Origin of the sequence: Arthrobacter sp. TMP15 (assembly GCF_039529835.1) — a bacterium.
Taxonomy (GTDB): Bacteria; Actinomycetota; Actinomycetes; order Actinomycetales; family Micrococcaceae; genus Specibacter.
Genome location: NZ_CP154262.1, coordinates 2,322,952 through 2,344,818 on the forward strand (window position 1 = coordinate 2,322,952; position 21,867 = coordinate 2,344,818).

Here is a 21,867-nt window from a genome sequence, read left to right on the forward strand (position 1 = left end):
CCTGTAATCACAGCGTGGCGTACCTCATAGGCAAACAATGCTCACTACAATCAGTGCGTGAACGTCTCTCAAGCTGCCCGCGGCACGGCCCTGCCCTCACGGATAAAACTCGAAAGTGAAGCTGCCCGGGCACTAGCCGCCGGTGGCGTACTTATTGTGCTGGGACAGTCCGGAAGTGGCCGCACGGCGTTTGCCAACCGTGTCTTGGCAACACACACCCAGCACGGCAAACCGGTGTACAGGCTCACGGGCACTCCCGTACTTCGGGACGTTCCCTTTGCCGCACTGGCCACCTTAGCCGCCCAACTTGCCGGGCCTGCCCCTTTTACTGGGCCGCCCTCATTTGCCGGGACCACCTCATTTGCAGGGACCGCGCCGTTCGTTGGGGCCGCGCCGCGGATCGCCTCCCCCGCACATCTCATGGCTTCCCTAACCCACAGCCTGGCTTCTCGGCCCTCCACAGTGCTGCTGGACAACGCCGAGGATATCGATTTAGAAAGCACAGCCGCGTTCGCTCAACTTGCGGCCAGCAGTGTTCTGCCGTTGGTGTGCGTAGCCCGCACCATTGCCGCATTTCCAGCACCACTGCGACGGCTCGCAGTGTCAGCACAGGCACATAGAGTTGAGTTGGCCTCGTTGAATACCCTTGATGCGTTAGTGTTGTTGGAGGAGTTGTTTGGAGGCCGCGTCAACACCAGTACGGCCAGCACCCTTCTGGCTTTTTCAGGGGGTAATGCACTCCAGCTACGGGAGCTTGCCTTGGACGCCCAGGGCGATAACTCTCTGACTCGCAGCAAAGCCTATTGGACCCTTCGCAGCCAATGGCGTCCTCGAGGAAGCAGAATATCGGACCTCATTGCAACAAGACTCTCCGAACAACCCAAAGAACTCCGGGAAGCCGTAGAGCTACTGGCCCTGACCGGGGAACTCCCACAAGACGTCGCTCACCTGCTCATTCCCGCAGAACTGCTGGACCAGGCCCATGACGCCGGATTAATCCACATCTGCTCCAATGGTGGGAGCACAGCCGGTGCACCAGTTATCTCAAGAGTGGCCCTTGATTCAGCGCTGACTCCCCACACAGTACTAGCCACCTTGGGACGAAGCACGCTACGAGCACATTCAGCACGCATCCGCGCCGCCCTGCCCCGTGCTGATATGCACCCACACACAAGAATTTCTTTAGCCCTACACAGCCAAGACCTTGACGTACTCAGCAGCCCCCTGGAACTGCTCGAAGATGCGAAACTCGCCAACCATGCACGGCAATTTGACGCGGTTCTGGTGTTGACGCGGATCGTTGAGGAACAGAGATTCCAAACATGGTCCGAGGACGCTTCCCGTACCGCTCTGATGATCACCCGGGCCGAAGCTCTCCATGAGACAGGGCGGCCAAGGCCGGCTTTGGCAGTCCTTGCTCCACTGCTTGAGCTCGGAGTGGACGCCGCACGCCTACGCGCAGCTTGGATTATTTTCAGTGGCCTAGGCGATCTCAAAGAGGCGCTGGCTCAGCTGGCGCCACGCCCCAGCGACAACGAAGAAATCCACGCATTCGCCCGTCTTCTACACTTAGTGGGCAACCACGCAACGGATCGTGAGGCTCTGGCTGCGGATGCGAAAAACCCGCTTCTTTCACCAGATTTGCGGCTGCGCATCCACAGCCAACTGTTAGTTGAGACCAGTTATTGTGGCATGCCCTCAACTGCTTTGCGCGAGATTGGCAACCTGATCGATGGCAACCTATGGCAATCCGCATCACCCACGGCACGCGGAGAAATCCTGCATGCGATCCATGTGGCCAGCCTCTCTCACGGGAATCCCCACGCGGGTCTTGCCGAAATCAGCCACAAGCTTGACTGGACCGACCTCGCCGTGGACCATGCAGTTTTCCTTACAGCACAGGCCAGCACAGCGTTGGAGAAGGGCGACGCTGCACAAGCCCTGGACCTGAGCGGGCAGGCTCTGGCCTTGGTCTCACCCATAGACCCGCATCACCTCACCGGCCTGATTGCCGCGTACGGTGCCGCAGCCGCAGCTATGGTGGATGACCGCGAGCGCTCAACCGAGTTCTATGCACTCTTCCACGCAGCCCCTGTCACCGGCGGCCATGGGCTCCGAGCAGACGCCGAACGTAGCCTTCTTACAGCGGAGCTTTACCTCAACGGTCCAAGCTCTGCCACCAAAGTTTGGAAGAGGCTGGCCCTGGATGCTCAAAAGCGGGGCCGTCATTTGCTGGCTCTGCGACTAGCCCACGATGCCTGGCGGTTGGGTCTGCACAATGACATTAGCACTCTCAGTCATTGTGCGAAGGGTGTGGAAGGCGCCCTTGCGGGCACTCTGCAACGGTATGAGGAGGTACTGGGAGCCCACCCAGAGTCTGTTGAGGATGTCATCGCTGAACATACGGCTTGTGAGCGGCCACTGTACGCGGCCGAGCTGGCGCAACGAGCGGCAAATCTTGCACGGGATAGGGGTCACCGGGCGCTGGCGTCACGACTTTTGGGGGTATCAGCGGAGTTGTCTCGCCCACTTGCCGGCGTGAACACTCCAGCGCTGGAGCGCACGCGCATTAACTTAGCCTTGTTAACAGAACGTGAGCGCGAGGTTTGCGTCAAGGCGGCTGCCGGGGCCAGCAATGTTGCAATAGCGGAGGAACTTTATTTATCTCCCCGCACAGTTGAGGGTCATCTTCAGCGGGCCTATACCAAGTTGGCTGTGACTGATCGCCGTCAGCTGCTTCCCTTGGGCTAGCACTTCTGACACCTTGTCCATGGGCGGGTTGGCCATGGGCGGGCTGTCCATGGGCGGGTTGTCCATGGGCGGGCGCTGCCCTGCAGTATTGATAAATTGCTACTTATTCTTCCCCTAGGAGCTGCGCAGTCCCGCATTTCTCTGGTTTTTGCTGCGATTTTTTAGCTGCGATGCTAGGACAATTCCGGTTCAATAACTTGGGCCTCACGTACGCCTTGGGCTTTCCCCAGCATCGGATCTCTTCTCGCCAGCATGCACTGTGGCTGGAAAAACCAGTTTGTACGCCTACCTAGGGAACCCCCACCGAGACCACTTGTTTCGCAGCTGCACCGGACCCCGGAGGCCTCCTCTAACGTGAAGCTGCGAGTGCGGCGCAGAGGAGCCGCCACGGACACTACCTGCTTTTCCCAAAACAACCACTTATACCGCGTTGTGGTTGGTAGTTTGGTTGAACACTGACACCCGCTAACACACAGACTCAGCTGTGTAGCTGCCGTGCCGGGTGTCCTTTTAAAGGACTCTGTGAGGGACCATGACAGATACAACAAGCGCCGCAGCAACAGTCACTGATGAGGGGTATTTTGGACCGGAGAGTGTGAGCTGGATACTCTTCTCCGACCCTTCCTCTAAACTGGGCGGCGTGGCAGCCATACTGATGCAGGCGTTAAACCCCATGATGATGCGCCTCTTCGATCAGACCAGCGGTTACGCCACGGATATGGAGGGCCGTGCCGAACGCACCGGCCGATACATTGACACCACCATTTTTGGCGACCGCGCCCATGCGGACGCCGCTGGCACCTCCGTACGCCGCATGCACGCGCATGCTCACTGGACCGATCCCAAGACAGGTATGGAACTTCGCGCAGATAATCACGACTGGCTCGTGTGGACCCACAACACTGTTGTCTGGGGAGTCCTGCGGGGTGCCGATGCATTTGGTCCCGACCTGACTATTGACCAGCAAGACACGTTCATTCAAGAGCAGCACAAGGCAGCAGAGCTTGTTGGCATCGACCCGAGCATCCTTTCCTCCACCCGCGCCGAACTCGATAGCTACATGGATGAGCAAAAAAGTTGGATGGCGCTAACCTTGCCGGCGGCGGAGCTGGCCAAGGGCCTTCGCAAACCCAACCTCAAGGGCAACCCCGTGAAAGTCTGGGCAGGCATCATTGTCCAGGACGGCATCCTGTTCATGCTCCCCGATTGGGCTCGTCAGCTGTACGGGATCGAGGGACGCCCCTTGAACTTAGGTAGTGCTGCCCGCTTGACGCGCCGCTTCATAGCCGGGGCCCGAAAGAAATCCTCACGCGCTGAACTCATCTCCGAAATCACCGAACGTGTCAGCACTCATCCGTACAGGAAGGTCCGTCAACGGTGAAAACCACCCGAATACCATTTTGGGCCTCTGTCCGCCGTGACATAGCCAGCGGCTTTGCACTAGTCCGCAAGGGCGGGGCCCGTCTTCTGGGTATCGTCTTTGCCATGCAGCTAGTTGTGCTGCTCGTAGCCTTTCCCATTTTGCGCTGGCTTTTCCGTGAGGCACTACGCGCCAGTGGAATGACGGCTCTTGATCTTGGCGGCCTAACGAGCACCGCCGGACTGCCGCTGACGGTGGGTCTGATCATACTATTGTGCACGCTCGCCTTCTGGCTGATGGCCCTGCAGTTCACAATTGTTGTGGTGATTTTGAGCCGTTTGACTGGTCCTGGCACCCTTTCTGTGCGCGAGGTACTGGGAGAGGTGGGGAGGGTGTCGCGAAAACTTATCCGGCCGTCGTCGTTCCCGCTACTTTGCTATCTCTTCCTCCTACTTCCACTAACGGGTTTTGGATTCACATCAGCCTTCATCCAGGGCATCGCCATTCCACCTTTCATCACTGGCGAACTCTTTAAGAGCATTCCATCCGCTGCCACTCTGGTGATCTTTTTACTGGTGCTGGGAATTCTCAATACGCGTTTTGCACTGACTGTTCCCCTCTTTGTCCTCACTGATGCCACCGGCGGGCAATCAAGCCGACTCAGTTGGAAACTGCTTCACGGTTTACAAGAACTGGTTCTGGTTGTTTCGGTGGCCGCAGTCCTCCTGGGTGCCAGCTTGGCCACAGGGGCGCTGGCCCTTGTTACTCTGATCCCCACAGCCATCAGCGATGCACTCTCACCCGAGGCATCACCTGCTGTGGCAGCTTATAGTTTGGGGGCGGCACAGGTAGTTGCGCTGCTGCTCACTGGTTTGGTTACCACCTTGGTATCTGCGGTGCTGGTAGTTTTCCTGCGCCGTCGCGCTTACTTGCTACCGGCTGAGCATTTGCGGCAGGAGCTGCTGGCTGCCGCCGTTCCGGATGCTGGTTCATCGCCAGCCAAAAAAACATCTAACGGGGCCCCGCTGTTCATCACTACGGCTGCACTAGCCCTCGCCCTCGTTTTGGGCACAGGCGCCATAGTTTCGATGGAGAAAATTGCGGATCACCCAAAGACGTTGGTGCTCGCTCATCGAGGCTTTTCCGATGGCGGCGTTGAGAACACCATCAGTGGGCTGGAGGCCGCGTCCCGTGCCGGTGCGGATCTGGTGGAGATGGACGTCATGCAAAGTAAGGACCAGCAGTTCGTGGTTATGCATGACGCCAACCTTAAACGCTTGACAGGAAAAGACCTGGCAGTCAAGGACCTCACGCTCAAGGAACTAACAGCGATGACTGTCCGGGATTTGGAGGACAACGAAGATCGCATCCCTACCCTTGCCGAGTACATCACCCGGGCGCAAGAGCTTAATATGCAGCTTCTTCTGGAGATCAAATTCAGTGGCGCCGAACCCGAAGACCATGTTCAGCAGCTGGTCAATGAGCTCGAAGACCTAGGCGCCCTCCAGCAAAACATTTATCATTCACTCGACAAACCCAGCGTTCACCGCCTCAAGACCCTACGCCCCGACCTCACAGTTGGTTACACGATGGCCTTCGCCGCTGTTGACGTCCCAGACACCATCGCGGACTTCATTGTGGTGGAGGAATGGACGGCCACCCCTGACATCCAGGAGGCGGCAGCCAATGCCGGTCTTGGTTTCATGGTGTGGACAGTGAATAAAGCCTCAAAGCAAACAGGGTTCCTGCGGGGCGGTGTTGACGGCATCATCACAGATCACCCGGACACAGCGCTGAAATCGCGCTCCACCATGGAAAACGAAACGGGAATGGTGAACATCTTACAAGATGCCATCACCAGATTCGTGGTGGTTTTCTAGTCCGGTCCACCTGGTTCACTGAACATGCTGCTGCTCCTCCGGCCTGTTACTCCTCCGGCCTGCCTAAAGCCGCGCATTACGAGGTTGGGGCTGGCAGACGGGGCAACTGTAGGAAGACCGGTTCATGAATGAGTCACGGCGAATCCGTGTAGATAAGCCCAGCGAATCACAACGGTAACAAATCTCCCCCTGGCGCCCATAGGCGTTCAGTGACCGGGAAAAGTAGCCGGAGGCGCCATTGACGTTGACATACAACGCATCGAAACTGGTGCCTCCGGCGGCTAACGCCCGGTCCATGACGTCGCGAGCGGCATGGATGATCCGTGCCGTCTCGGGACGGCGCAGCGTATCCGTGGGCCGGGCAAAGTGCATTTTGGCAGCCCACAGAGCCTCGTCAGCATAAATATTGCCGATGCCGGAGACCAGAGATTGATCCAATAGTGCACGCTTCAGGCCTGTTTTCCGTGCCCGGAGTTTCTGATGCAAGGACTCTAGGTCAAAGTAGGGATCCAACGGGTCTCTGCCAATGTGCGCGGCTGCGTCAGGGATCATTGCCTCTACACCGGCTACTGTGCCGCCTGCTAAAGTGCTGCCTGCTCCGTTGCTGCCTGAGCCCTTGCCGTCTGAGCCCAGCCCACATCCCCCGGGCAACCCATCGGCTGTAGGCACCAGTGAGGTGAGAAATAAACCACCGAATATCCGCTGATCAACAAATCTCAACTCCTCCGGAGCATCATCACGGGCGGAGAAAGAAAGGCGTACTTTTAGATGCTTCTCGTATGGTTGTTCCGGTGATTCAACCAGCAGCTGACCACTCATACCAAGGTGCGCTACCAACGCCGTATGCGGGGGTGTGGATGAGGAGGCATCATCGGTGAGCGGCATCCAAAGGAACTTTCCGCGCCGCACCACATCCAGCACAGTAGTCCCTAGCAGGTTGCCACGGAAATCTTCCACGCCCAGGGAATGGCGGCGGATTGAGCGGGGATCCACCACGGAAACACCGTTGATACTCCGCCCAGCGATCCACCGTTCAAGGCCTCTACGTACCACCTCTACTTCGGGCAGCTCAGGCATTATTCACCAGAAGCAGCGGGTGCCCCTTCCCCCGCAAAGGAGGTTCCGCCGTCGTGCTTCCCAGAAGGATCTTCACCAAAGCGGCTCTGCAGCTCAATCCAGGCGGCGGCGGCAGCTGAACGCTCGGCTTCCTTTTTGGAGGGGCCAGTGCCGGTGCCGAAATGCTCGCCACCCACAATCAGCCGCGCGGTAAAGGAACGGTCGTGATCGGGGCCAACGCCCGTGATGTCGTAGGAAATAGCGCCCAACTGGCGGGCTGCAGAAATTTCCTGAATATTAGTTTTCCAGTCCGTGCCAGCACCCAGCACAGCGGAATCGGCCAGCAAAGGACCCACGAGGCGCATAACCAGTGCGCGGGCCGTCTCAATGCCGTGGGTAATGTAGGTGGCCCCGATCAGCGCTTCCATCGTGTCAGCCAGGATAGAAGACTTATTCCGGCCCTTGGTGAGACGCTCACCCTGACCCAGGTAGATGAATTCTCCCAAGCCCAAGGAGCGGCCAATGCTGGCCAACGCGCGGGTAGAGACAACTGCCGAGCGACGCTTGGCCAAGTCCCCTTCAGGCAAGAGGGGATGATCTCGGTACAGCGCATCAGTTACGGAGAAACCCAGAATGGAATCGCCGAGGAATTCTAAGCGCTCATTGGTGGGGATGCCACCGTTTTCATACGCGTAAGAACGGTGCGTCAGGGCAAGACGAAGCGTCCCGGCATCAATAGTGACACCGAGACGCTTCAAAAGCAGTTTGTGACCGTCCGTGAGTTCCGTTGATGGAATTTCTGCGGACATGGCACTCCTGCAATAAATATTAATTAATCGAACGGACCTGTTGGCCGCACGGACGTTTTAGACGTCAGCAACCTTACGGCCCTTGTATTCCAAGAACAGTGCGGTTCCGGCTGAGTCGGTGACGACCTTGGCCTGGTGCGGGAGGCTGTAAACAACCTGTCCGTTTTCGATGGTTTTTACCAGAGCAGGCGCGGTGGCCTTCCACTGGGACCGGCGTGCGCGCGTATTGGCACGGGACATCTTCCGCTTCGGAACAGCCACGGCAAACTCTTTTCTCTCGATAACTCGCAGGCATGTGCCCACAAGTAAAAACTTATTTGCTAGTTATCTTCGCCGGTTAAGCCCTGTAGGGCATCCCACCGAGGATCCAGGATCTCGTGGTGGTGCCCCGGCTCATCCGCAAGGTGTATTCCGCATTCGGAACACAGACCCTCGCAGTCTTCCCGGCACACCGGCTGGAACGGCAGGGCGGTTACCACTGCGTCCCGCAACACCGGTTCAAGATCGATAGAATCGTGCTCGACCCAACGTTGCTGATCTTCTTCTTGTTCAAGGAATTCCGCGGACGGCTCCTCGTAGAAGAAAAGTTCTTGCACATCGACTTCAAGGTCATCCTCGAACGTCTCCAAGCAGCGGGAGCATTCACCTGTCACATAGACAAGCACGTTTCCCGACACCAGAATTCCTTCATGGACGGCCTCAAAACGGAGTTCCAGATCCAAAATGGACCCAGGCGTCGCGCCAATGAGCGGAGTGCCAAAATCTTCCGGCACAGGTACACGTTCCTCGAACTTCCACATGCTGCCCGGGCTTCGCCCAAGCTCCCTAACACTGACGGTAAGGGGCGTGCCATGGTTGGACTTTTTGCCCAACGTGGTTTCGCTAATGAGAACTCCTGTAAAAACGTATGACCGACGCACCATCTTAGCCCGAAAGCTGCCGGGCATCAAAATGATCGGCACCAGAGGCCAATTGGCCTTACCTAGTCTACGACAGATAGGGCTTGCATAGCGAACCCATTCAGCCGCGGCGTCCGTGATGTAACTCTCAACGAGCGTTACAGCGCCCTGCTGAGTCCGTGTGAATTCAAATTCTGCGCACCGCGAGCGGCCAACGGCGCGCAGCAAGCACTGTGGCGCCACATTCGCCGCTTACCGTGCGCACAAGTAGAGCTAGTCTTGCGTTCGGAGCGTTGTCACAGGTCGGGTGTCCGGGCCCGCGGCGCCTTGAATTCGACGCAGCACGGCACGCGGGACGTACTCGGAGACGTCACCGCCCAAAGTGTGGACTTCCTTGATCAAGGTGGAGGACAAATGCAGGTAGCGGCTATCCCCTGGCAGAAAAACAGTTTCCACGCCTGAGAGCTGGCGGTTCATCGTTGCCATGGGCAACTCGTAGTCAAAGTCTGAGGAGGAGCGCAGGCCTTTTACAATGGCCGAGACCCCGCGCGCATGACAGTAGTCGGAAAGCAGGCCCTCCCCCATCGGCTCCACAAGGATCCCTGAGATCGCTGAGAACGTATTCTTGGCCATGTCCAGACGTTCATTGAGCGTGAACCGGTAGGTTTTGTTGTAATTGGTGGAGATGGCAACAATGACTTCGTCAAAAAGTCCGGCCGCACGGGCAATCACCTCGATGTGGCCCTTGTGGATGGGGTCAAAGGATCCGGGGCATACGGCACGTCGCATATAGAAGAATCTAGCTGAGATTGCGCACAAATTCTCTTTGTTCTCCTCTGTGTCCGCCAGCTGTGGGCATGTACCGACCGGTAACGCCGGACTCGCGCGGAACGCCCCGGCCGGTAGCCTAGTCAAAGAGACAATACTTGGGGATCACCTCCCATCCGCAACGAAGGAGCACTTATGATCTCGCCCTGGCAGCGCACAGCCCAAGGTGCCAACTTAATGGGCCCGGACGGCTCCTTAGGCGTCACAATTTTTGAGGAAATCACCACTTTGGCGGCCCAACACCAGGCCATCAACTTAGGTCAGGGATTTCCTGATGAGGACGGCCCGGCAGAACTGCGCCGGATTGCCCAAGAAGCCATCGCCTCCGGTCACAACCAGTACGCTCCCGGGAAAGGCATTCTGGATCTGCGTCGCGCCGTCGCGGAGCACCAAGAGCGTTTTTACGGCATCACGCTGGATCCTGAGCAGGAAATCATTATTTCCACTGGCGCCACGGAAGCCATCGCCTCCGCAGTTCTGGCGTTGACCGGTCCAGGTGACGAGGTCCTCACCTTTGAGCCTTTCTATGATTCCTATGGCGCCATGATTGGGCTCAGCGGAGCCACTCACACCACTGCTGCCCTCCTTGCACCGAATTTCATGCCTGATCTGGCCGTCTTGGAAAACAGTTTCAGTCCCCGCACCAAAATGGTCATCCTGAACAATCCGCATAATCCCACCGGGGCCATGTTTCCGGAGGAAGTTCTCAGTGAAGTGGTGCGTTTAGCTGTTAAGTACGACGCCGTGATCCTCACCGATGAGGTCTATGAGCACCTGACCTTTGGTCCCCGGCACATACCCGTGGCCACGTTGCCGGGTGCGGCCCAACGAACGCTCACCATTTCCTCCGCCGGCAAGACTTTTTCCTTCACCGGCTGGAAGATTGGTTGGCTCTCCGGGCCAGCCGAGTTGGTTGCCGCCGCCCGCACCGTTAAGCAGTTCCTGACTTACTCTTCCGGCACGCCTTTCCAAAGTGCCATTGCTGCTGGTCTGCGCATGGATAAAAGCTATTTCACCGACGCGGCCGCCACGTTGGCCCGCAAACGCGACGTTCTCGGTGCGGGACTGCGCGCGGCCGGGTTCGATGTGTACCTGCCACAAGGGACCTACTTCATCAATGCGGATACCCAAAGAATGGGTGTCAACGACGCCACCGAGCTGGCCCGACGACTGCCCGAACTCATCGGCGTGGCAGCGATCCCGGTTCCGGTGTTTTGCCACCCCGAGGGCGCCCAGCGCACGCGCTCACTGTTGCGCTTCGCCTTTTGCAAGAAAGAATCACTATTGGAAGAAGCTGCCGAACGCCTCAGTACCTTGCAGGCAAAAATCTGATGAAAACCAGTAGCCGCTTTCTGCGGACCAGTGGCGTGCACGCCACGATTGAGCCCGATCCTTGGCACGCCAACGCCCTGGTGTTGAGCATCGATGGTGCGGAGCAGTCACATGTAAACATGGCCGCTCCGCAGGAGGTTTTCTATGAATACCTGCGCCGGATCGCCAATGCTATTGACCTGTTCAAGCCAGCCGGCGAATCGATCACGGCACTGCACTTGGGTGCTGGGGCCTTGACTTTGGCGCGATATATCCAGGCCACCCGGCCGGGGTCCACTCAGCATGCTGTGGAGTTGGAACGCGAATTGCTTGACTTCGTTTTAGAGCAGTTGCCTCTGCCTGCAGGAACCGACCTGACAACTCATATTGGTGACGCCCGTGAAGAGTTGGCGCAGCTGCCACCGGAGCTGAAGTTCGACGTCGTCATTTTGGACATTTTTAGCGGCCCCGAAGCACCAGCGCATCTGGCCTGCGCAGACTTCTATCGCGAAGCTGCAACCAGGCTGACTCCGGATGGAATACTGGCTGTCAATGTTGGCGACGAACCCGGATTCACGTTGGTGACCAGCCAAACGAAGGCGTTGCAGGCCACCATGAACAATGTGGCTGCTTATGGGACAAGCATGCTTTTTAGTCGGCGTTATCCCGGAAATATCATCCTGCTGGGCACAAATGGAGCGTGGCCAACCGGTTGGGCGGAGTCACTCGTAGCGGCCGGCCCACACCCAGCCACATTGCTCAGCGGTGTGGAACTGGACGAGCTAACAGGCTAGTCTCACCCTCCTGTGCTGTTGAGGTTGGAGATGATGACACCAGCTGTGTTCTAAGCTGTTTGGACCATCTTGGTAGAGTGGGCAACGGTTCCGGTCAGCACCCGGAGGATTTGCCGCATATTACTGGAGATCAATGTCCCGTTCAGCAACGCGCTCCCCAACGGGCAGGCGCAGCGTTACCCAGCAGTCTTTCCGACATATGAACCACGTTGTTGATAATTCCGAACGCAACAAGCGGCGAGCTTTTGCTGCCATCTCAACCGCAGTGGTGATGGTTGCCGCAGCGGCCCTCACTTTGGCGTTGGCTCCGCTGTTCACCGGTTGAATCAGCAGCCTGGGCCGTCCTCACCCGGCGAATGCTTGATTTTGTTCGACTGTTGCCCGTTCACGTTGGCGAGCTAACGAGCCAATGCGCACCCGTCTGTGCTGTTGAGGTTGGAGATGATGACACCCATCGTTCCTCCGGGATGTCATCATCTCCAACCTCAACAAAGCGGCGGGGAGGGTCACCGGAGTTGCGCAGGCTCAGCAAACCATAGCCGGGTTTCCCCGTACTTCTTCTCCGCAAATCGCTCCATCAGCGGCGGCCATGAAGGTTCGGGTGTCCGGGCGGAACGCTCAACAACCACCACGGCGAATGCACTCAGGCGTGGCCCCAGCAGCCCTAAGACCAGCTGGAGTTCAGTTTCGGTCAACGGATACGGCGGATCCATGAACACCAAATCCCACTGATCCACGCCGGCCAAGGCTGCGCGCTCCAGAAATGATTCCACTTTGGCCCGTTTCACTGTGACAACTTTGGCGCCAACTACTTTGTTGACCAGTTCGGCATTGCGTTGGCACACGGCAGCGGCTTTGTCGTTGAACTCAACAAGCTCAACCGAGCTTGCACCGCGGCTGGCACTTTCAACTCCTAGAGAGCCAGCGCCCGCGTACAGGTCAAGCACCCTAGTGCCTGAGAGCATATTCATCGATTCAAGTCTTGAGAACAGTGCTTCCTTGACCCGGTCCGTCGTGGGACGGGTGCCTTCTCCTGGCACCGAAACCAGCGGAGATCCGCCAGCTGCTCCGGCAACGATCCGGCTCATACTTTGGCCACGCTGTGACTAGCCACGTTCAAGGAATGCCTCATTTTTCTCGGTCAAATACATCTCAATTTCCAGCTTTAAAGCCGGGTGAAACGCCAGTTCGGGGTCCTTACTGATAATTTCAGTGGCATCCTGACGGGCACGCTCGATCAAATCCTCATCCCGCAGCACACTGAGCATACGCAATCCAGAACCCCCACCTGATTGTCTGGCCCCCAAAATGTCACCTTCACGGCGCATTTCTAGATCTTGTTTTGCCAGCACAAAACCATCTGTGGTTGCTGCCACCGCGTCCAAACGTTTGCGGCTGGGATGATCCTTTTCCAGGCTGGTCACCAGCAGGCATGTACCCTTCAACCCGCCACGTCCCACGCGTCCGCGTAACTGATGCAGCTGCGAGATGCCAAACCTGTCAGCATCGAGAATTACCATCAGCGTGGCGTTGTGGACGTCCACGCCAACCTCGATCACGGTGGTGGCCACCAGCACGTCTATCTCGCCCCTGGCAAACGCAGCCATGGTTCCCTGTTTATCAGCGGAATCCAAACGCCCGTGCAGGACCTCAATGCGGGTTCCCGCCAGTACCGGTACCCGGCGTAAATACTGCACAACATCTAGCACCCCGGCCATGGGGCGTGTGTCACCCTCAGCGGGGGGCACATCGTCGTCGTCCGGAGCCTCCCCAATCTTGGGGCACACAACATAGACCTGGTGGCCGGCGTCGATCTCTTCCCGCGTTCGCGACCAAACCCGGGGTTCCCAGCCGGGATGCTCAGACAGCGGTGAGACATGCGTAAGAATGGGTGCCCGGCCGGCAGGAAGCTCGGTCAACTCGGAGACCTCAAGATCTCCAAACACCGTCATAGCAACAGTTCGGGGGATGGGGGTGGCCGTCATAACCAATACATGCGGAGGTTTCAGAGCTTTTGCACGGAGGGCGTCACGCTGCTCCACACCGAAGCGGTGCTGTTCATCCACCACTATCAAGCCAAGGTCAGCAAACTGCACGATGTCTGAAAGCAGCGCATGCGTGCCAATCACAATGCCGGCCTCTCCCGAGGCTGCAGCCAAGAGAGCTTTCTTCTTAGCGGCAGCAGGCATGGATCCCGTCAACAATGTCACCTTTGTAGCGTGCTGCCCGCCAATAAGCGTCCCCGCCCCCAAAGCGCCCAGCAAAGCCGAGATGGAGTGCAGGTGTTGGGCGGCCAGAACCTCAGTTGGGGCCAAGAATGCGGCTTGACCTCCGGCGTCGATCACTTGGAGCATGGCGCGCAAAGCAATCACGGTTTTACCTGAACCAACCTCCCCCTGCAGCAGCCTATGCATGGGGTGGCCGGCGGCAATCTCAGTGGCAACCAAAGCACCAATTTCCCTCTGGCCCCCCGTGAGTGTGTAGGGTAACTGCGCGTCGAAGGCATCCAACAGGCCGCCGCTGACAGCAGCTCGTGAGGTGGCGTCCAAGCGAGTCGCCTCAGCTCGCTTTTGTGCCAAAGCGGTTTGCAACGCCAACGCTTCTTGAAAACGGAAGCGCTTACGGGCACGCGGCCAGGTATCCATGCTTGAGGGGATGTGAATTTCATCGTAGGCCTCTGCCAGCGGCATGAGTTTTTCTCGTGCCGCGATGTGCTTGGGCACAGGGTCCGGGATCATGGCAAAGTCCAAGATGGGTAGGAGCACTTTAATGACGTGTTCTGTTTTCCAACTGGGGAATTTGGCGGTGGCTGGGTAGAGCGGCACGGGTTTGGAGGCGTGTATTTCCACTTCGTGTTCGGCCAGTTCATCATCGGCCAGCAAAACATACCCGGGATTGGTCAGCACCTTGTGTCCACCGTAGCTGCCCACTTTGCCTGAGAACATTGCCAGCACCCCTGGCTTCAATTCCTGTTTGGCCTTGAACCCGTTGAAGAAACTGATGACCAGGGAGGAGGGCCGGCCGGAGTTGTCGGTGATAACCACATCGCTAATGGTGCCCTTGCGGGTTTGCATGTAACGGGTCCGCAAATCCACCACCCGGGCAAGGATCGTGGCCTCTTCATCCACCTGCAGCTGGTCAAGATCTGTCAGATCTCCGCGGGCAATATAGCGTCGCGGAAACTGGTGGAGCATCTGCCCCACAGTGGTGATGTCCAGCCCCTTGGCTACCTGCTTAGCGGTGGTGGCACCCACCAGCCGACCCAGCTCCAAGAGAAGATCTGAATACGGGTTGCCCGGTTTTGCTGCCCCTGATTCTGGAACGCCCGGATCAGTAGAACTCATGGGCATCCTCAGGAGCACGGGCCGATAGCGTTGAGATACTCACATTGCTTGGATCACCCACAGCCCGGATAGCTTCCAAAGCCACAGCAGCCGAAGGGACATGAACGTGTAGGCGCCACGGGTAGGCTCCCATGTCATCAGCTTCTTCAGAGACTGCGCTCATGATCACCGAATCACCTAGATCGCCAAGCTCCATGCGCAGTCCTGCTGCCGCCAACGGGCTTAACGTAATGGTGCACATGACTTCAACACCTTCTTGTTCCGGCATGGACAGAGCAATGTTAGGATCTTGGACTTTGTAGCCTGAGAGGCCGTCCATCAGGTCTTCTTGCAGCGGCTCACCCATAATTACGGACCGCAAACAGTCCAAGATGAGCAGCAGCCCCACTCCACCAGCATCCACTACGCGAGCATCGCTGAGCACTCCTAACTGGGACTCGGTGAGCACTACCGCTTCTCTGGCGGCTATGACCGCAGCGTCAATAGTCTGCGCCAGAGCGTGGTTAGATTCATCGCCGTTATGGGCGCCCTCTACTGAGTTTGCACCTCTGGATGCTGCCTCCAAGACAGAGAGCATAGTGCCTGGCATTGGTTCACTCAAAGCACTCCAGGCACGTATTTGAGCTCGGTGCAAGGCAGCTGCCATCAATGGCCCGCTGAGCCGTTGGGCACCAATGAGCGGCTCAGCCATGGCAACAAGAGAAACTGAGAGTAGTGTCCCAGAATTTCCTCGAGCCTGCTCCATCGCGGCTCGCCCGGCAACAGCCATGGTGACCCCCACATCCGAGGGTGCTAACTCAGAGACTGCTTGGGCCGCCGCCCGGACCGTTTGGTACAGGTTAGTGCCGGTGTCGGCGTCGGCCACCGGGTAGATATTAATAGCATTGAGGCGGTCGCTATGATTAGCCAACGTTTGCTCGGCCATCGCCAACCATCGGCGAACTACGGGCGCAGTTGCGGCGATCTTAGACTGCAAAATGATCCCATCCCAGAGCGCCTTCCACGGCGCTTTTGAAGTTCCGTCCGTCAATAGTCACTACCGGTTTGGTGGCGTCGATGGACACTATAGAGCCTATCCCAACGAAGCCTGGCGGGAGTGTTGCACCGGCAGGGAATGTGGATAACAATCCGTGGTCTTCGCCCCCTGTCAACACCCACTGCAGCGGATCTGCTCCCAATGCCAGCGCACATTCATCTAATTTTTGTGCAAACTTTTTCAATACGTTGCCGTTCAAGTTCACGCTAACGTTGCTGGCGTTGGCCATCCGTGTGGCGTCACGCAGGAGGCCATCGGAGATGTCCATCATGGCCGTGGCACCGGCTGATGCTGCAGCGGGCCCGGCAGCCAACGGAGGTTGGGGCCGGGCAAAAAGTTCAGCGGCAGCAATCAGTGCCGGACTGTATTGAGCAGGGTTCAGAGTACTTTCATGCAGGGCCCAGCCGGCTGCCGAAAACCCCATATTGCCGCAGATTGCTACTTGGTCTCCTAGCCCAGCTCCACTTCGCAGGACCGGGGAAAGGCCCTCCATTGAGCCAGTCACTGCCACTGTTACCACCAATTCGTTGCCGCCTGAAAGGTCTCCTCCAGCCACCGAACACCCCGGTGCACCAAGGGCTAGGATCGCCGCGCTCAAACCCTCCGCCAAGTGCTCCACCCAGCTGACCGGAGTGCCGCCTGGCAGGGTGAGGCTGATAACCATGGCCGTGGCAACTGCACCCATAGCGTTGATGTCGCTGAGGTTTTGCGCGGCAGCCTTCCACCCAACATCGAATCCGCTGGAAGTGCTGCCATTGGGCCAGAGAAGACGAAAATCTTTATCCTGGACCTGGGTGTCGATGGAGATGACTATGCGGCCGTCTGGCGCGGAGATGATGGCGGCGTCATCCCCGGGCCCCAGCACCATGGAACTGCCGGCGTGCAGGCGTGGAAAAATCCGAGCCAGGAGCTCGGACTCGGAGAGGTTGGCCACGGTGAGAGTCATGCATTAACCGTAGCGTCAGGGTGGGACATTCTTGGATTCCGCACTGTGGCGCCCCAACCGGGGCGCATTTGGCCTCCCCCAGAAATCCCCAGAACTCCCCAAAACGTCAGCTCCGGGCATTGCGTCACCGGCCCACAGCCTGAGAAACTGAAACCAATGACAATTAAAGAGCAGTACCTCAGTGCCTATGACGATCAACTTCGGACGGACGCAGAAACCCCCAGCGCCAGCAACGTGATGATTGAGGGTCCACTGCGGCTTGTCACTTTCGCTGGTGGGCGCGGCTTTGTCACCTATCAAGACCTTGCCGACGCAGATGCCCCAGCGATCAGCGCACTTGTCACGAAAGCGTTGCAATATTTCGAAGCAGATCCGGTAGTCAACCGCGTGGAATGGAAGTCTCGCGGTCATGATAAAGCGCCCGGCTTACACGAGGCACTGCTGGCTCGTGGGTTTGTTGCCGAGAATCCGGAGTCCATCATGATCGGGCCCCTTGCCGCCTTGGCCGCGGATGCTGCGTTGCCCAGCGGCGTGACACTACGAAAAATCACTTCCGACGCGGATGTGCGCGCCATGAGCGCCATGGCCGATGAGGCATTTGGCGAATCCGTTGACACGCGTGCCGCTGACGCTCTTCTATCCCGTCTGGGTCGCAAGGACGGTATGGAGCTCTGGGTGGCTGAAGCTGAGGGACGCATGGTCAGCGCCGGCCGGTTGGAACCTGTCCCCGGCACCGATTTTGTCGGTATTTGGGGCGGGGCCACCCTCGAGCCCTACCGCCGCCGAGGCATATACCGCGCCTTGACCACCGCTCGAGCCCGTTCGGCACTGGCTATGGGCAAAAAATTCGTGCACAGCGATTCCACGGAATACTCGCGTCCCATCCTCGAGCGCTCCGGCCTGGTCAAGGTATCCACAACCACCCCATATAACTGGAAACGCTGACGCACGACGCCGGACACTCACCTTCCCTGCCCTGTTCAGCTACCGCCTCGGTCAGCAAAGGCCTCCGGACCGATGCTGACCATAGTGGAGAGGTGTCATTATCTCCAACTTCGCCAGGGTGGAGGTGTCATTATCTCCAACCTCGGCAGGGTGGAGGTGTCATTATCTCCAACCTCGGCGGGGCCGGGGCGGGCTTACTGCTCCTGCATGGGGACGCGGACACCGCGCTCGGCGGCAACCTCCAGCGCACGCTCGTATCCGGCGTCGGCGTGGCGAATCACGCCCATGCCGGGATCATTGGTCAGCAGGCGTTCCAGCTTTTCCGCAGCCAGCGGTGTGCCGTCGGCAACGGAGACCTGACCGGCGTGGATGGAGCGACCAATACCCACGCCACCGCCGTGATGGATGGAAACCCAGGTGGCGCCGGAGGCGGTGTTGAGCATGGCGTTTAGCAACGGCCAGTCGGCAATGGCGTCGGAGCCGTCCTTCATGGATTCGGTCTCGCGGTATGGTGAGGCCACTGAACCGGAGTCAAGGTGGTCCCGGCCAATCACGATCGGCGCTGAGACCTTACCGTCCGCTACCAGCTGGTTGAACATGACACCGGCCTTGGCCCGTTCGCCGTAGCCCAACCAGCAAATACGCGCCGGCAAGCCTTCAAATTCAACATGCTCAGCGGCGGCGTCAAGCCAGCGGTGCAGGTGGCCGTTTTCCGGGAACAATTCCTTTAGCGCCTCATCCGTCACGCGGATGTCCTCGGGATCTCCGGAGAGGGCAACCCAGCGAAACGGACCCATACCCTCGCAAAACAGTGGGCGAATGTACGCCGGCACAAAGCCGGGGAAATCAAAGGCCCGGTTGTACCCGCCCTTGCGTGCTTCATCGCGGATCGAGTTGCCGTAATCAAACACTTCAGCGCCGGCGTCCTGGAATTCCACCATGGCCTGGACGTGCCGGGCCATGGAGTTCTGGGACTTTTTGGTGAACCCTTCGGCGTCGGCCGCGGACTCCGGAGCCCATTCCTCCACGGAGAATTCGGTGGGCAGGTAGGAGAGCGGATCGTGCGCGCTGGTCTGGTCGGTGACAATGTCAACGATGAACTCCCCCGCCTGATGGCGGCGCAGAATTTCCGGGAAGATCTCGGCGGCGTTGCCCACCACGCCCACGGACAGCGGGGTCCTAGCAGCCTTGGCTTCAAGAACACGCTCAAGGGCCGCATCCAAGGAAGGAGCCAGCTCATCCAGGTAGCGCTTGCCCACGCGGCGTTGGAGACGCTCAGCGGAGACATCCACAATCAAGCAGACGCCGCCGTTGAGTGTCACGGCCAGCGGCTGAGCTCCGCCCATGCCACCGCAACCGCCGGTCAGGGTCAGCGTTCCAGCCAGCGTGCCACCAAAGCGCTTCTCGGCAATGGCCGCGAACGTTTCAAAGGTGCCCTGCAGAATCCCTTGGGTGCCAATGTAAATCCATGAGCCGGCCGTCATCTGCCCGTACATCATCAGGCCCTCGGCCTCCAGCTTGCGGAATTCCGGCCACGTGGCCCAATCCCCCACCAGGTTGGAGTTGGCCAGCAGCACCCTGGGCGCCCACACATTGGTGCGGAACACACCCACGGGTTTGCCCGACTGCACCAGAAGCGTCTCATCGTCTTCGAGCGTCTTCAAGGTGGCAACGATGGCGTCATACGCCTCCCAGGAGCGGGCGGCGCGGCCGGTCCCGCCGTAGACCACAAGATCCTCAGGACGTTCGGCAACTTCAGGATCCAGATTGTTCATGAGCATACGCAGGGGCGCCTCGGTTTGCCACGATTTGGCGGAGAGTTCGGTGCCGCGTGCTGCGCTGATGGAGCGGGATGGGTCATGCATCGTTGCCATGATGTTCCTTAGCTGTGGGATCTTTGTCCGGGCCCAAAGACCCTTACGCATTTGCTTATGTATTCATCAAACCCCGCTCAGCCCGGCAATCCTAGGCACCCACACCTCACGCTGTCTGCCATACAAGACAATCGGCGGTTATCACCAGGGATGTACGACGCCGCGTGCCCAGCTTTTGCGAACCACTCACCACTAGCGTGACTCAAGGAGCACTTAGGCGCCGGAGCAAACACCTGTTTTGGGTAACTCAAGGTGCACCTGATCAGCTGCGGTGAGATCTCCGGCGAGGGCAGCCACAATGGAACGGACTTGCTCGTAGCCAGTAGCAAGCAGAAAGGTTGGGGCCCGGCCATAGGATTTCATACCCGCAATGTAGAACTCCTGCTCGGGGTGCGCCAGTTCCTTGGCACCATGGGCGGGGACCGTTCCACAGGAGTGGAATTCGGGATCGATCAAGGGCCCAAGGTCCCGGGGTGCTTCCACAGCAGGATCCAACTCCAGTCGAAGTTCTCGCAAGATGTCCAGGTCCGGGCGGAACCCGGTGGCGGGGATCAGCACATCTGCCTCAAGGGTTACCTCACCATTGACAGTATTACCTGTGACTTGCAGAGTTCCCCCAGTTCCGCCGGAAGTTTCCATGTTGGAGGTTTCCGTACCGAAGGTAGCTGCACCGGGCACGCTGGAGAAAGAGAAGGATGTGGTTACAAAGGAGGTGTGCAAGTCGATGTAGCCATCCTTGACGAGCTGGTACAGGCGATTGCCGAGCTGGCCGCGGGCCGGCAGGCCGTCAAGGTTTCCACCACCGTAGAGGCGCGAGGCATCGGGGCCCCTGACGGCCCAGCTGATTCGGGTGCCCGGCTCGTTCTTGGCCAGCTGGCCTAAAGCTAGCAACGTGTTTGCGGCCGAGTGCCCGGCGCCAATAACCAAAACGTGTTTTCCGGCAAATTGGGCGCGCGCTGTGCCGGTGACATCTGGCAAGGGTGTTGTGATGAGTCCTGCTGCGGTAGCTTCCTTCTCCCCTGCAGCAACCAATCCGCTCTGGCCCAACGGGTTGGGTTGCGCCCAGGTGCCGGAAGCATCAATCACGGCCCGGACCTGGTGGTCCTGCACAGACCCGTCAGCTGATTCCACCCGGATAAGGAAAGGCTGTTCGGCACGGCCACCTGAACGCGTCTTGTCCATACCTACCCGGCTCACTGCTGTGACAGTGGAAGAAAAATGCAGGGCATTCTTGATAGCCGGGATGTTAGCAAGCGGTGCCAGATACTCCTGCACAAATTCGCTGCCATATGGCAAGGCTGTCAGCCGGGGTTCACTCCAGCCAGTAGCTTCTAGCAGGCGTCTGGAGGCCGGATCGATGTTGTGCCGCCACGGTGAAAACAAGCGAATGTGTCCCCACGCCCGGATGGCGGCACCAACGTGCTCCCCTGATTCAAAAATCAGGGGCGTAAGCCCGCGTTGAACCAGATTCGCTGCAGCGGCTAAACCAATAGGCCCAGCCCCAATGACTGCCACCGGCAACTCAGGTGGCAGGGGTTCAGTGGGCAGGAGTTCAGTGGGCAGGAGTACGGAAATGAGGGCAAGGACTCGGGCCTTGATCTCATCACGGATGGCGCGGACAGCCTCAAGCCCCTGCCCTGCAGGGTCGGCGAGTTGCCAGTCTTCGTAGCGCTTGCCGGGGAACACGGGGCAGGCATCGCCGCAGCCCATGGTGATAACTACGCTGGACTTCTCCACCGCATCAGTGGTGAGGACCTTGGGGATCTGGGCGGCCATGTCGATCCCGTCTTCAGCCATGGCGCTCACGGCCGCCGGGTTGATAGAGGCCGCCGGGGCAGAACCAGCGGAGCGTACCTCGATTGCCCCGTGAGACAGGGCCGTTAGATAAGCGGCAGCCATCTGGGCACGCCCTGCGTTGTGCACACAGACAAACAGAACGGAAGGTAACTTATTAGTTTCGGTAGCGCTCACGAATTCATACTCCTTGGTAAAAATGACGGAAATTTTGGGGCACTTGTGGGGCTGCGCTAGTGC

Annotated in this window: 18 protein-coding genes; 7 read left to right on the forward strand and 11 right to left on the reverse strand. The window is 58.6% G+C overall.

Annotated elements, in window-relative coordinates; all coding sequences use genetic code 11:
• The first annotated feature begins 57 nt into the window (after nucleotides 1–57).
• The 3 genes from AAFM46_RS10300 to AAFM46_RS10310 all read left to right on the forward strand — a co-directional run bounded on the left by AAFM46_RS10300 (nucleotide 58) and on the right by AAFM46_RS10310 (nucleotide 5,991).
• Nucleotides 58–2,751: a LuxR C-terminal-related transcriptional regulator gene (locus tag AAFM46_RS10300; protein WP_343317633.1), complete on the forward strand. Its 2,694-nt coding sequence runs from the start codon at nucleotides 58–60 to the stop codon at nucleotides 2,749–2,751.
• A 532-nt stretch (nucleotides 2,752–3,283) separates the two neighbouring features.
• Entirely contained in the window at nucleotides 3,284–4,132 is an 849-nt protein-coding gene (locus AAFM46_RS10305) for an oxygenase MpaB family protein (RefSeq protein WP_343317634.1), read from the forward strand.
• A complete protein-coding gene (locus AAFM46_RS10310; protein WP_343317635.1) occupies nucleotides 4,129–5,991 on the forward strand; it encodes a glycerophosphodiester phosphodiesterase family protein in 1,863 nt (620 codons plus the stop codon). The genes AAFM46_RS10305 and AAFM46_RS10310 overlap by 4 nt, the downstream gene beginning before the upstream one ends.
• 63 nt (nucleotides 5,992–6,054) lie before the next feature.
• Here the strand turns inward: AAFM46_RS10310 and AAFM46_RS10315 are convergent, their stop codons facing one another.
• The 5 genes from AAFM46_RS10315 to coaD all read right to left on the reverse strand — a co-directional run bounded on the left by AAFM46_RS10315 (nucleotide 6,055) and on the right by coaD (nucleotide 9,544).
• On the reverse strand, nucleotides 6,055–7,068 hold the full coding sequence (locus AAFM46_RS10315; RefSeq protein WP_343317636.1) for an Fpg/Nei family DNA glycosylase: 1,014 nt from the start codon (nucleotides 7,066–7,068) through the stop codon (nucleotides 6,055–6,057).
• The gene (rnc, locus tag AAFM46_RS10320) at nucleotides 7,068–7,856 is read right to left on the reverse strand and encodes a ribonuclease III (protein WP_343317637.1); all 789 of its coding nucleotides are present in this window, start codon (nucleotides 7,854–7,856) and stop codon (nucleotides 7,068–7,070) included. The genes AAFM46_RS10315 and rnc overlap by 1 nt, the downstream gene beginning before the upstream one ends.
• A gap of 57 nt (nucleotides 7,857–7,913) precedes the next feature.
• The gene (rpmF, locus tag AAFM46_RS10325) at nucleotides 7,914–8,117 is read right to left on the reverse strand and encodes a 50S ribosomal protein L32 (protein ID WP_044579357.1); all 204 of its coding nucleotides are present in this window, start codon (nucleotides 8,115–8,117) and stop codon (nucleotides 7,914–7,916) included.
• Nucleotides 8,118–8,176: 59 nt separating this feature from the next.
• Nucleotides 8,177–8,656 carry a YceD family protein gene (locus AAFM46_RS10330; RefSeq protein WP_343320430.1) on the reverse strand — a complete coding sequence of 160 codons (480 nt, stop codon included), beginning with the start codon at nucleotides 8,654–8,656 and terminating at the stop codon, nucleotides 8,177–8,179.
• Between the two features lie 372 nt (nucleotides 8,657–9,028).
• Nucleotides 9,029–9,544 carry a pantetheine-phosphate adenylyltransferase gene (coaD, locus tag AAFM46_RS10335; RefSeq protein ID WP_343317638.1) on the reverse strand — a complete coding sequence of 172 codons (516 nt, stop codon included), beginning with the start codon at nucleotides 9,542–9,544 and terminating at the stop codon, nucleotides 9,029–9,031.
• 174 nt (nucleotides 9,545–9,718) lie between these two features.
• Between coaD and AAFM46_RS10340 the strand changes: the two genes are divergently transcribed.
• From AAFM46_RS10340 to AAFM46_RS10350, 3 genes are all read left to right on the forward strand, one after another.
• On the forward strand, nucleotides 9,719–10,915 hold the full coding sequence (locus AAFM46_RS10340) for an aminotransferase class I/II-fold pyridoxal phosphate-dependent enzyme (RefSeq protein WP_343317639.1): 1,197 nt from the start codon (nucleotides 9,719–9,721) through the stop codon (nucleotides 10,913–10,915).
• Nucleotides 10,915–11,688 carry a fused MFS/spermidine synthase gene (locus AAFM46_RS10345; protein ID WP_343317640.1) on the forward strand — a complete coding sequence of 258 codons (774 nt, stop codon included), beginning with the start codon at nucleotides 10,915–10,917 and terminating at the stop codon, nucleotides 11,686–11,688. Before AAFM46_RS10340 ends, AAFM46_RS10345 begins: the two co-directional genes overlap by 1 nt.
• Before the next feature lie 199 nt (nucleotides 11,689–11,887).
• Nucleotides 11,888–12,013, forward strand: coding sequence for a hypothetical protein (locus AAFM46_RS10350; RefSeq protein WP_283527863.1), 126 nt, complete (start codon nucleotides 11,888–11,890; stop codon nucleotides 12,011–12,013).
• A gap of 181 nt (nucleotides 12,014–12,194) precedes the next feature.
• Here AAFM46_RS10350 and rsmD read toward each other — a convergent pair whose 3' ends face one another.
• From rsmD to thiL, 4 genes are read right to left on the reverse strand one after another with little or no spacing between them, the layout of a single operon-like run.
• Entirely contained in the window at nucleotides 12,195–12,776 is a 582-nt protein-coding gene (gene rsmD / locus AAFM46_RS10355) for a 16S rRNA (guanine(966)-N(2))-methyltransferase RsmD (RefSeq protein ID WP_343317641.1), read from the reverse strand.
• An 18-nt stretch (nucleotides 12,777–12,794) separates the two neighbouring features.
• Nucleotides 12,795–15,032, reverse strand: coding sequence for an ATP-dependent DNA helicase RecG (locus AAFM46_RS10360; protein ID WP_343317642.1), 2,238 nt, complete (start codon nucleotides 15,030–15,032; stop codon nucleotides 12,795–12,797).
• Nucleotides 15,019–16,008, reverse strand: coding sequence for a DAK2 domain-containing protein (locus AAFM46_RS10365; protein ID WP_283527870.1), 990 nt, complete (start codon nucleotides 16,006–16,008; stop codon nucleotides 15,019–15,021). Before AAFM46_RS10365 ends, AAFM46_RS10360 begins: the two co-directional genes overlap by 14 nt.
• Nucleotides 15,998–17,014, reverse strand: a complete 1,017-nt coding sequence (thiL, locus tag AAFM46_RS10370) for a thiamine-phosphate kinase (protein ID WP_283527873.1) — start codon at nucleotides 17,012–17,014, stop codon at nucleotides 15,998–16,000. Before thiL ends, AAFM46_RS10365 begins: the two co-directional genes overlap by 11 nt.
• 156 nt (nucleotides 17,015–17,170) lie before the next feature.
• Between thiL and AAFM46_RS10375 the strand changes: the two genes are divergently transcribed.
• Nucleotides 17,171–17,959, forward strand: coding sequence for a GNAT family N-acetyltransferase (locus tag AAFM46_RS10375; protein WP_343317643.1), 789 nt, complete (start codon nucleotides 17,171–17,173; stop codon nucleotides 17,957–17,959).
• A 194-nt stretch (nucleotides 17,960–18,153) separates the two neighbouring features.
• Here the strand turns inward: AAFM46_RS10375 and hutU are convergent, their stop codons facing one another.
• Nucleotides 18,154–19,833 carry a urocanate hydratase gene (hutU, locus tag AAFM46_RS10380; protein WP_343317644.1) on the reverse strand — a complete coding sequence of 560 codons (1,680 nt, stop codon included), beginning with the start codon at nucleotides 19,831–19,833 and terminating at the stop codon, nucleotides 18,154–18,156.
• 213 nt (nucleotides 19,834–20,046) lie between these two features.
• Nucleotides 20,047–21,804 (reverse strand): NAD(P)-binding protein, encoded by a 1,758-nt coding sequence (locus AAFM46_RS10385; RefSeq protein WP_343317645.1) that lies wholly within the window; start codon nucleotides 21,802–21,804, stop codon nucleotides 20,047–20,049.
• Between the last annotated feature and the right edge of the window lie 63 nt (nucleotides 21,805–21,867).